At 41.1% G+C, this 11,753-nt stretch carries 9 protein-coding genes and 1 pseudogene; 9 read left to right on the top strand and 1 reads right to left on the bottom strand.

Features of this window, described 5'->3' with window-relative positions:
• The first annotated feature begins 176 nt into the window (after nucleotides 1–176).
• Entirely contained in the window at nucleotides 177–1,760 is a 1,584-nt protein-coding gene (locus CCZ37_RS18255; RefSeq protein WP_094501953.1) for an EAL domain-containing protein, read from the top strand.
• A gap of 127 nt (nucleotides 1,761–1,887) precedes the next feature.
• Here CCZ37_RS18255 and CCZ37_RS18260 read toward each other — a convergent pair whose 3' ends face one another.
• Nucleotides 1,888–2,796, bottom strand: coding sequence for an aldo/keto reductase (locus tag CCZ37_RS18260; RefSeq protein ID WP_094501955.1), 909 nt, complete (start codon nucleotides 2,794–2,796; stop codon nucleotides 1,888–1,890).
• 199 nt (nucleotides 2,797–2,995) lie between these two features.
• On the opposite strand from CCZ37_RS18260, the pseudogene CCZ37_RS18265 reads away from it, so the two are divergent.
• From CCZ37_RS18265 to CCZ37_RS18305, 8 genes and pseudogenes are all read left to right on the top strand, one after another.
• A pseudogene (locus CCZ37_RS18265) lies at nucleotides 2,996–3,145 on the top strand (alpha-amylase); the annotation flags it as partial.
• A 345-nt stretch (nucleotides 3,146–3,490) separates the two neighbouring features.
• Complete coding sequence (locus CCZ37_RS18275; protein WP_094501959.1) at nucleotides 3,491–4,726, top strand: outer membrane protein transport protein; 1,236 nt, start codon at nucleotides 3,491–3,493, stop codon at nucleotides 4,724–4,726.
• 15 nt (nucleotides 4,727–4,741) lie between these two features.
• Nucleotides 4,742–7,087 carry a VolA/Pla-1 family phospholipase gene (locus CCZ37_RS18280; protein ID WP_094501961.1) on the top strand — a complete coding sequence of 782 codons (2,346 nt, stop codon included), beginning with the start codon at nucleotides 4,742–4,744 and terminating at the stop codon, nucleotides 7,085–7,087.
• Between the two features lie 376 nt (nucleotides 7,088–7,463).
• A complete protein-coding gene (locus CCZ37_RS18285; protein WP_094501963.1) occupies nucleotides 7,464–8,252 on the top strand; it encodes a 1-(5-phosphoribosyl)-5-[(5-phosphoribosylamino)methylideneamino] imidazole-4-carboxamide isomerase in 789 nt (262 codons plus the stop codon).
• A complete protein-coding gene (locus CCZ37_RS18290; RefSeq protein WP_094501965.1) occupies nucleotides 8,203–9,279 on the top strand; it encodes a hypothetical protein in 1,077 nt (358 codons plus the stop codon). The genes CCZ37_RS18285 and CCZ37_RS18290 overlap by 50 nt, the downstream gene beginning before the upstream one ends.
• Nucleotides 9,280–9,349: 70 nt before the next feature.
• A complete protein-coding gene (locus CCZ37_RS18295) occupies nucleotides 9,350–10,018 on the top strand; it encodes an HAD family hydrolase (RefSeq protein WP_094501967.1) in 669 nt (222 codons plus the stop codon).
• Complete coding sequence (locus tag CCZ37_RS18300; RefSeq protein WP_094501969.1) at nucleotides 10,011–11,321, top strand: adenylosuccinate synthetase; 1,311 nt, start codon at nucleotides 10,011–10,013, stop codon at nucleotides 11,319–11,321. The genes CCZ37_RS18295 and CCZ37_RS18300 overlap by 8 nt, the downstream gene beginning before the upstream one ends.
• Nucleotides 11,318–11,743 carry an NUDIX domain-containing protein gene (locus tag CCZ37_RS18305; RefSeq protein WP_094501971.1) on the top strand — a complete coding sequence of 142 codons (426 nt, stop codon included), beginning with the start codon at nucleotides 11,318–11,320 and terminating at the stop codon, nucleotides 11,741–11,743. The genes CCZ37_RS18300 and CCZ37_RS18305 overlap by 4 nt, the downstream gene beginning before the upstream one ends.
• Nucleotides 11,744–11,753: the final 10 nt, after the last annotated feature.

Genomic DNA, 11,753 nt, shown 5'->3' on the forward strand with positions numbered 1-11,753 from the left:
TTAAGAAAAATATGGAATTAGAGACGCTCAGCGAAGAGATTGGCAAGCAGATTACTGCACCTCATCTCACTTTTGAGACGGTTACTTAGGTTACGTTTAGGGATTAATTACTTATAGTAATCAACATCAAAGCAATACTGATTTTTACTGGTAATAACCTATGAGCACTGTCTGTAATGCATAATAATGACAGTTCACCGAGCAAGTTTAGCGTTGCAAAAGGAATACTGTCGGCAAAGGTAAGCACATTCGCACCTATTTTGGGTATTTTCTTTTTTGTGTTCGCTTTGGCGATAATTAAAAACTTTTACGACACTGATCGTCTGGCAACCCATTTCGGTGAACAAGCCATTACGCAACTGGAACAGTACATCAATCAAACGTCGGATGAACTGAACCAGCTGAGTAAAAAAGTTTCAAACCGCTGCCTCAGAGAGGATGTCATCGCTCTGAGAAGTTTTGTATTTCGTTCAAAAATGATCAAAGAAGTCGGCATATTCAATAGCTACGGGACTATTTTTTGTACCAGTAACGAAGGTCGTACCACCATTCATCTTTACAGATATATTCTGAACCGACTGAAACAATCGGAGAGTAATACAACCATTTCATTAGCGGGATCGCGCAGTAAAGAACAGACTTTTTTTGTGTATGCTTCCCAGCCAGATATGAGTGGCCTCAATGCGCTGATGCCTCCAGAACAGTTTATTAACCTAGTCGCTCCTAAACTTGCCAAATGGCACTACGGCTATCAGGTCAATGTATTAAGCCAAAGTATTGGCAGTGACCAGGAAGAGATCGATTCTGCTCATACTAGCTTTCTCTTTAAATCCGAGCATTACCCACTCTCAATTCAGATCTACTTAAATAACGGCTCTTATGCTTACCATTTTCTCGATAACTTATGGCTTGTCTTGCTAACAGCAAGTATTATCTCTTTGATTTATCTTGCTTATCACAACTATCATCTCAGCCGAAATACCTTAGAAGTCTCTTTGAGAGAGGCAATATCAAACCATCAGTTGGAACTCTATTTACAACCGATCGTCGATATTACCGAAAATAAAATTGTCGGGAGTGAAGCGCTTCTGCGCTGGAATGAACCGTCTCAAGGTTATATTTCACCCACTATTTTTATCCCGTTGTCAGAACGTATTGGCGTCATTCATCAAATCACATATCGTGTATTGAAATTGGTGACGGAATGTGTGGAGCAGCACAAACATGCGCTGCTCGATCAGTACATCAGCATCAATATCAGCCGATTATTGATCATTGATAATTACTTTATGGATTACATGAAACGCTACGCAGCAAAACACCCAGCTATTGTCCCAAGGCTGTTATTAGAGATTACTGAAGACAATCATTTCAACGTCGACGAATTGAAGTTAGCCATGGCAAACTTACAGCGGCTGAAACAACTCGGTTTTAAAATCGCGATTGACGATTTTGGTACCGGCTACTCAGGCTTAAATTTTATCCACCAGCACGACTTTCACACTCTCAAAATTGATCAAGTGTTTATTAAAAGCTTGCACCAAAATTCAGCTATTACTTCGGTGTTAGTGTCGATGATTAAACTAGCAAAGCAATTGAACATGCGGCTGATTGCTGAGGGCGTTGAGAACCAAGATCAGGTGAGAGAGTTAGAGTTGTTGGGTGTACGCTACATCCAAGGTTTTTATTATTCTGAACCTATGTCGGTAGAGGCGTTCTTCCGATTCACCCTTTCCGCCAAGCAGATCGCACACCGCTGAAATCGAAGCTAATCAACACGCATATTTTCCTCCATACCCCTTCAATCCTTGTCAGTAAAAACCAGCCACTGGGGCTGGTTGAGTCCATAATACAAAAACCATATAGCAGGACAAAGAGTAATAGAATCTATGGTACACCATGCCCTTTGGCGGCGACCCAAACCCGATACCACTGCTCGCGGGTCAGTTCTAAATCGAGCGCGGCAATTGCCGCTTTAACGCGATCAATTTTGCCAGAGCCAATAATCGGCAGCGGCTTAGAAGGCAGACGCAATACCCAAGCGTAAATAACCTGATCAATGCTGTCTGCGCCGATCTCTTGAGCGATCGCTTCTAGCTCACTGCGCACACGTTGGGTTTGTTCAGTCTGGCCGTTAAAAATCTCGCCACCGGCTAAACAAGACCAAGCCATTGGGCGAATATGCTGCGTTTGCAAATGATCCAAGGTGCCATCGTGTACCACATCGAAATTGAGCGGGTTAATCTCCACTTGGTTGGTCACTAACGGTTTACCTAAGCGAGATTGCAGCAGCTCAAACTGGCGCGGGCTGAAGTTAGACACACCAAAGTGCTTCACTTTACCCACTTTGCGCAGTTCAGAAAACGCTTCGGCGACTTCATCGGCATCCATCAAGGCATCTGGGCGGTGGATCAGCAGTAGATCGATTTCGCTCACACCGAGTCGTTCCAGTGAATTATTGACCGACTGATAGATATGCGCAGAACTGGTATCGTAGTGGTTTATCTTACGCTGCGGCGTTTTTGCGCCACACAAATTGATATCGCACTTAGTGACGATTTGGATCTGCTCGCGCAGCGCGGGCTCCAGTGCTAAAGCTTCACCAAACAGTTTTTCACACTGGTAGTTACCGTAAATATCTGCATGGTCAACCGTGCTAATGCCCAATTCAATGTGCTGTTTTAAAAACGTCAAACGCTGTTGTGGCGTCATGCCCCAATCTGCCAAACGCCAGTAACCTTGTACTAGCTCTGAAAAATCTGGCCCTTGCGGCGCGATTGTTACTTTAGCAACCATTGGTTGTCTCCTTTGACTTAATTGCCGCCATCCTAAGCAGGTTTCGATGACGGCTCAATGAATCTACCGAATAAGTTAAGATTACGCGCCGAAGTTGTGAGATTCACTACACGTTGACAATTTATATCGGTGAAAAATTCATCGCTTCTACGCCCCCAAGCCATGCTTTGTGATCAACGCCGAATTCTTAAGGCTTAGGCTCAAGCATTCGCAAACGCTAGGCCAATTTCGTCAATCGCACCCTGCCATTGGCGCAGCCATTCATCATGAGATTGAACAGCAAAATGCCTATCTGCTCTCTAGAACGTTAAATAATGACCGTGTCGTTATTGCTTTTGTTGGCCGTTAAACCCAGCACAGAGGTAGTTGCAAACACCATAGTGACTGCCTCTGTTTCTTCACCATTTTTTTGGTCAAATAATTTAAACTTGCCCACTAAAACTTCAATATTATTAATGTGTTGAAACATAAAAATTAAATTTAGCATAAGCTAAACCAATTACCCTATCAAATAAGCACAAACCTACTGGTCATACCAAAACTGTCAACCTTCCATTTGATTTACAAATACTTACACACTATTATTCGCCGCTAATCGAAATAAATGCATCATTTTTATTCACACAAAGGCAACACAAAATCAATATTTCGCATTGTAATGCCATTACCATAACAAGGCCTTAGGAGGTCGAGAATGATCATCAAACCCCGCACGCTACTCGCGCTGTCAATATTGACAGCGTTTCATGTTCACTCTGCTGGCTTCCAAGTGGCAGAGCATTCAGCCTCAGGGCTAGGACGTGCTTTCTCTGGTGAAGGAGCTGTGGCCGATAACGCGAGTGTGATTGCTCACAACCCCGCAGCCATGACACGGTTTGATACGACGCAGTTTTCGGGTGCACTGTCCATCGTTGACCCAGAGGTTGATGTATATGATGTGAAAAACCAACAGAAAATGAACGATGTTGCGCCACTGCAAGTCGTTCCCGCGGCTTACTACGTCAGTCCAATCAATGAAAAATGGGCTTGGGGGATGGGAATATTCACCACTTACGGCGTCGCTACAGACTACCCTAATGATATTTATGCAGGCGATCTTGCAGGCGATACTTCTCTTCTTTCTGTCAATTTAAACCCGAACATTGCCTACCGCGTTAACGAACAGCTTAGTCTCGCTGCGGGTGTTAACCTCGTCTATGCCGAAGCAGAGCTGACACGGCATAAAGGTGCTTTAGCCGTATTTACTGGCGGCTCTGCCTCTGACAACCTAGTCGGAATGACTGGAGAAACCGTGGCTTGGGGCTGGAACATCGGCAGCTTATATGAGTTCAACCAAAACCACCGTGTCGGTTTTGCTTACCGCTCTGCCGTTGATCTGGATTTTGATGATGGTGAGTTTTCAAGCTATAGCTCAGGTGTTGCAACAAACGCTGTTGTTGAAGGACGTTTAAAAATCACGCTACCTGCGATGTGGGAAGTTTCCGCATTTCACCAACTCACTGATAGCGTGGCGTTGCATTACGGGTACCAACGTACCGGCTGGAGTTCATTCAAAGAGTTAAAGGCAACGTCATCACAATGTACCAACGGAGAGTGTTTTTATAAATCTGAAAAGTATGAAGACAGTGGCCGTTGGTCATTGGGCTCAACTTATCAATTAAACTCGACTTGGACACTACGCGCCGGTTTTGCTTTTGATGAACAAGCTGGCGAAGCCACATTGAGTATTCCAGATAGCGACCGTTATTGGTATTCAGCAGGCGTGAGCTACGTGATCAGCGACTCGCTATCCATTGATGCGGGTTTTGCACTGGTGAAAAGTAAAAGCGGCACGTTTACCGAAACCAACAAACTCAATGAAACATTGACGTTTGAATCGCAAGGGACTGCTTACCTTAGCGCTATTCAACTTAACTACACGTTCAACTAAACTCAGGGACAAGTCATGCTTAAAACAACATTCAAAATATCGCTGCTCTGCTCTGCGTTATGGTTAGTCGGTTGTGGTGATGAAACGAGCAGTTCGGGAGCAAGCACAACACCCACTTACGAAGCCTACATTCAAAACGCGTTAACACGCGAGACCAGCATAAAATTCAGGCTCAGTGGCGCAAACGCAAACGTACCACTGCCCTCTTTTGCACTCATGAATGCCAAAGACGGCACGTTAGAAATTCCAACCAAGGGTGATGACGCCTTAACCAATCCAGTCGCCGCTATGGGCACAATGGATGGTTGGTCAACATCAATGCCACTGTTTTTAGACTTTGAAGGCGTAGGATTGGCTGATGGTCTTATCTCTAACGGTATTTATTTAATTGAGCTGACCGACAGTATGATTGGCAGCCCAACGGTTAAAAATGTGCTGACATTGAACACCGACTTTGCTGCCATCGCCAGTGCCAGCAGCGATAAAATTGCGATCGTACCAAACAAAGCGCTCAACCCTGCCAGTGAATATATTTTAGCCGTGACAGATGAGATTACCGATGTGAATGGCAATATTGCAGGCACATCCAGCAGCTACGCCGCGTTGAAGTCCAAAGTGAAAATCTATACCGATGATAAGCTAGGGGCACTACAAAAAGTGACCCAAGGCGTGGAAAGCATTTTCGCTTTGACAGGGGTGGATCAAACCAAGATTATTTATTCAACTTGGTTTAGTACTCAATCTGTTGGTCAGACACTCTACAGTGTGAAAGGCGCCACCGCAGCAGGCCTTGCAACGACAGATATTGGTAATATTTGGAAGCAAGGTGCGAACCCAAACAACCTTAATTTGAGCGCCGCCTACACCATGAGCTTTGGTGCTACAACCGATTTTGTAACCGCACTTGATAACGATGCAAATTTTCAAACTTACATTGGCGCAGAAAAAACAACCGCTAAAGCGTTTATTAAAACTGAATACACAACCAATGGTTATCAAGTTAATGTCACGACTGGAACGGTTAAGCTCCCTTATTATTTAGAGAAAGGAAGCAACTGGAACTCACAGCCGTTTGAATCAGCAATGCCAAGTTTGGCCTTGATTAAAAATGCTTTGGCAGATGACAATGAAAAAGCCACCATCGCCAATCAGCTCATTGCTAACAATATCGACGTGACTCAACTAGCAACCAGCCCAAGTGAACAGCTTAAACTGGTGGGCTTGACCCTCACCAAGTCTGATGGCAGCCCACTCGATCCTCAGCGCATCATGACACGCTATAGTCCTGTACCTAAGGTGAAATCCTTAGAAAACGTTGATTTTTTACTGTTTACTCCTGACGCAGGAGCAAACGGGCCGATCGTGATTTACCAACACGGTATAACTTCTGTTAAAGAAGATGCGTACTTCACAGCCGCACAGTTAGCCCATGCTGGTATCGCCGTGATTGCCATTGATCAACCGCTGCATGGTGCTCGCAGTTTAGATGCACAGCGCTCAGCTAATGCCGATATTCTAGCGTACCTCAACTTGAACAACTTGGCGGTCGCTCGTGACAACACGCGTCAGAGTATCTTAGATATCATGGGGCTGCGTGCGGCCATTACTTATTCACAAAATGCAGGATTGTTTGTTGGTTCTCAATTAGCAAACGCAGACGATACCGCGATGACACCACCAAAATTCCTTGGCCACTCATTGGGAGGAATCGTCGGCTTAAGCGCTGTTGCGAACGCGAACCGCACTATCGGTGATGCTAATGGTGATGCGCTGTATAAATTCTCTGGAATGGCCATTGCAAACTCAGGTGGTCAAATCGGTAACTTGTTAATGGGTTCAGCAAACTATGGCCCACTCATTAAACATAATCTCGCCTTAAGTGCGAGCCCCAAATACAAAGCATTCGCCGACCAATACTGTCCAGGGTTAACAGAGAAAGTTTGCTACACCACGTTTGAAAACACAGCCTCTGCCTCAGACAAAGCGGCACTGCAAAGTCAGTTGGATCAATTTACCTACGCGACTCAAACCTTGCTCGATACTATGGATCCATACACAAACGCAAGTTACCTAATCAGTGGTGGAACCGCAACAATCCCTGCTTATCTACTGCAAGTGGCGGGAGACGAGAGTGTACCTAACAATGTCACAAATACACCTGCAGGCACCGAACCCCTAGCAACACTATTGGGATTAGCCAACGCAGTACCCTCTGATGTAATCACTAATACGTCTAAAGTCTTCGTAAAAATGGACAGTGGTACACACACAACCTTTCTCGCACCACAAGACGCGGCCGATGCCGTGCTTCGCGCTGGAGCGCTATCACAACTGGCTATTTTCTTGAACTTAACCGAGTAAACAGTCTTTACCTATCGAAAAGCTCCCTTATTGGGGAGCTTTTAAACTTATATCGATTACCATAACATTTCTCTTTCTATTTTTTAGTTCATGCTTATTTATTCCACCCTAACATAAAGCCATATAAATATTATGGATAAGCATAGAATTATCAGAAAAAGAAGCCAAAACCACTATCACAATCAAACTATACATTATAATTTAACTTTTTATTTGACTATAAAAAAATATTAATTTAGCTTCTGCTCAAGACAAAAAATGAATTAAATTATTAAATAGTCAATCACACAAATTAGAGTTTAAACACTAATCGATGTAATTAGACCGCGCACCATAAAATAATATTGTCATACTAAATAATTTAAGGATTTAAGAGATGTTGGATTTTAATTTATTTCCATCGCTTGATATTGTAGAAGGTAAAGCTTTAACTTCAAGATCTGCTATAGATTTTACAATGAATAAAAATTCAATAAAAGATATCATCGGCGATCCACTCGATGTCGTTGACTATTATTTTGAATCAGGTGCAAAATGGGTTCACATTGTTGATCTTGATGCAGCATCAGGGATTGGAAATAATATAAATTTAATAATTAAAACCATCAAACATATTGATAGTAAAATGAATACTCAAATTTGTGGTGGTATACGGAGTAAGTATAATTTAGAAAAATACATTGATGCTGGATGCTCTAGAGTTAATATTAGCTCTATGATATTCGAGCAACCTTTACTCTGTGATGAATTATTTAAAAAACATAGAGATAAAATCGCAGTTGCTTTAGATGTGAGCCATAAAAATTCAAAATATAAATTAGCAACACGTGGTTGGAATAAATTACAAGGTGATTTATGGAATGTGATCGAATGGTTAGATAAGTCCGGCTGCCCACGCTATGTGGTGACAGACATAGAGCGTGGTGGAATGATGAATCATCCAAATTTCACTCTACTTGAACAAGTCATAGCTAAAACTCAAACCCCGATAGTATCTGGTGGAGGTGTTACATCAGAACAAGATATCACGCGATTAAAACATCTTGGGACAGAAGGGAGTGTCTTAGGACAAGTTATTCATACTCAGCGACACCAACTTGAGAGGTTTATCCAGTATGCACAAAAACTCAATAAAAATGAGCCCGTTCAGAGTCGATTTATCTGATGTAGGCCTATTAGGAGAAATTGTTATACCTACTGCGAACATTACCAACTTAGATTTAGTTTTCATCAATGATCTTCAATTAAAAAAGACCGAGAATTTTTATTTATCAAGAGGCCATAGATATTATTACCAATTGACATGCTTCGAACTTACACTAGACATTTTTGATTATTATCATAGAATTAACGAAACAAATAATATTCACATTAAATATATATTATTAGACCATATTTTTAATGGGTTGCTCAGGATATTAGATATACTTGTTATATATCAAGAGAAAGATGCCATTAAATACCATATAAGGAAAGTACAAGAAATAGCAGTTGAAATTGTAAACTATTTAACAGGAAAGGATATAAACACCCTAGGTAACTATATTGTATCTTTACCGCAGAGCATTGCAAGATTAACACCTAGAGTTTATTTAGAAGGAGATAACCACTTACTAACTTTAATTTCAATAATGAAAATCCCTCGTTTTGATATATGCGTAGGAATCTTATTTGGAGGTGCAGCAAACGCAGCAATTTATTCTGCATATCATCTTAGCCAACTCAACTACATTAAGATCTCTTGTTATGATGACATAAGTAACAGTAATCACTACATTTGGGGGAATGAGCTTGATCTCAATACATCCGTACTGGTACTAGATGATAATTGCGGGACAGGTAAGACGCTAAACTTAACCAAATGCATATTAAAAGACTATTATAAAATCAATGCAAAAATTGCAGCTATCGAATTACACTGGGAAAAACTATTAAGAGTAAAAGGATATCAACACCAAGATACTGTTTTTGATTTGGCAAAATTAGATTATTTAACACCATGGAATGTTCGCCATCATAATTTACTCAAACAATTAATACAACAAGATAAAGTATCTAAAAATAATAAAACGACCATAAAAGAATGGTTATCTTACTCAAAAAATGTTCTCAATATTTTATCTACTCTTGGAATTCATGATTCTGCCTTTGAATCCATGATTACATATTGTTCACAGTTAGAACATCATTAATATACTCAAGAAATTTTAAATACGAAGGCACTACACAACTCCAACTTTCAGTAGTCCACAAGGAGGCACTATGGAAGCTCATATTATTTGGGATTGGAACGGCACCTTGTTAGATGATTTTCATATTTCTCTCAAAGCTACCAATGTGGCATTAATGAATATTGATGTACTCCCTCTAAACTCAGAAGAGTACCGTTCACTCTATTGCGTACCTGTATACGATTTCTATCGTAAAGTTTTAGGTCGTAAGCCAACTCTAATTGAATGGGAAAATATCGGTAAAAAATTTAGCACTATCTATAAGCATGAAATATTGGACGCACCTTTAGCGAAAGATGTGCTCGATTTACTGCATAAGCGTCGACGACACTCCATCTGTTCACTAATGGAACGCGACTTATTAATAAAAATGCTCGAGTCTTTCGGAATCAGTAGCCATTTTACTGAAATTCATGGACGTACCACCCCTCTAGCAACAGAAGGAAAATACGCTCATCTAAAACAACACGTTAACAATCTCATCAATAATTGGGGGGTAAAAAAAGAGGAAATAGTGGTTATTGGAGATACGGCGGATGATGCGGATTCAGCTCAAGAGCTGGGACTCGCTTCGATCCTCTATTCAGGGGGAACATTCAACCATCAGCGTTTAGCCGCGACGGGAAAACCTGTAGTAAACACGCTGATTGAAGCAGTAACACTTGCCGATTATCTTGTTAAGGAGAAAAAACATGTTTAAAGCCATTGTAGGACTTCAGTTCGGCGATGAAGGAAAAGGTAAGTTTGTCGATTTATTATCTCAACATTATCAGCATGTTGCCAGATTTAATGGCGGAGCCAATGCCGGACATTCTGTAGTAGTCAACGGCCAGCGATCTGCATTTTCTCAACTACCAGCAACCCGATCCGATGGTAAATGTCTGTATGTCTGCCAAGGTGCGCTTATCAGTTTAGAAAAATTAGTACAAGAAATTGAATTTATGACGATCACTTGTCCACATAGCAAGATTTTTATCGATCCTCGTTGCCACATTGTACTTACTATCCATGCTCAGCTTAACCAAGCGTCAGAAAGGTACAAAGGTACTAAGAAGATAGGCTCTGTTGGCGTTGGTGTTGGTGCCTGTTTCGAAGATAAATCAAATCGTTTGGGTATTCGACTGGAGGATACTCTTGATAAGCCAGTGCTACGTCGAAAACTCGAACTCCTCTGGAAAATTAGAACTAAGCAAATTGAAGCGGTGTTTGAAGGTGAATTAACACTCTGTTTTGAGCAAGAAGTGGAACGTCTACTAGAATTAGGTCAAAAATTAAAACCTTATTTCCATTTTACGAACCAAGCGATTGCAGAGCTCCTTAAAGAAGGGCATGACATATTATTAGAGTCTTCTCAAGCCACATACCTTGATAACAGTTTCGGAACCTATCCTTATACTGTTGCCTATTCAACATTAATTCAAAGCTGCTTTGCTTATATTGGTATTCCCGCTGATAAACTCAATGTATTGGGTGTAATGAAATCCTATATGATTCGTGTAGGTAATGGCCCCTTCCCTACTGAAATTAATGGCGATATCGCCCAGTATATTCGCGTGAGAGGTCGTGAATATGGCACAGTGTCTCAACGCCCTAGACGTTGTGGCTGGTTAGACCTTGCACTGATTGAGCATGCTATCCGTTTAAATGGCGTCAATGAAGTAGCAATTACCAATATCGATGTTCTTGCTGGAATGGACGAAATTTGGATTTGTACAGGTTATACATTACATGGTCAAACAGTCTGCACCGACAAAGCCTTATTGCATTTTGATCAAGTAAAACCAAGCTATACCAAATTAGACAGTTGGCCTCAACTACCTAATGAAGAATTGCAATCTTTTGATTTTCATGAAAATTTAATTAAGTACCTTACATTTATTCAGTCACGGATCAGTGCTCCTATTCGATATATCTCTTACGGTGCTGACCGTAATCAAACGATCCAATTAGACCACCATGGGGTTACGCAGGCTTTCACTCAAAGTTTGGAACAATGTGCATGATTTATTACGTCACTGGCTTTATGTTTTCAAAAAATGGCGGTCAGGTTGCATTAATCAAAAAGTTAACACCAGCTTGGCAAAATGGTCTTTTAAATGGAATTGGTGGGAAAATAGAAAAAAATGAACTTCCTCATCAAAGTATGGCAAGAGAGTTCGAAGAAGAGGCTGGAGTCATTACTCAACCCGATGATTGGACTTTGTTTTGTGTACTAACTAGGCCAAATAACTATCGTGTCCATTTCTTTTTTACTTTTAGTGATAAGGTCTATTCAACCAAAACTATTGAACAAGAAGAAATTATACAATTACGAAGTGATGAATTACCCAGTAATATAATTGAAAATTTACGTTGGTTAATTCCATTAGCACTAAATCATTCTTTAAGTTTCACTAAACCTATTGAAATTGAAGAGAATGCTTAAGAAAACTAAT

This window comes from Vibrio qinghaiensis, from assembly GCF_002257545.1.
In the GTDB taxonomy this organism is placed as follows: Bacteria; Pseudomonadota; Gammaproteobacteria; order Enterobacterales; family Vibrionaceae; genus Vibrio; species Vibrio ordalii.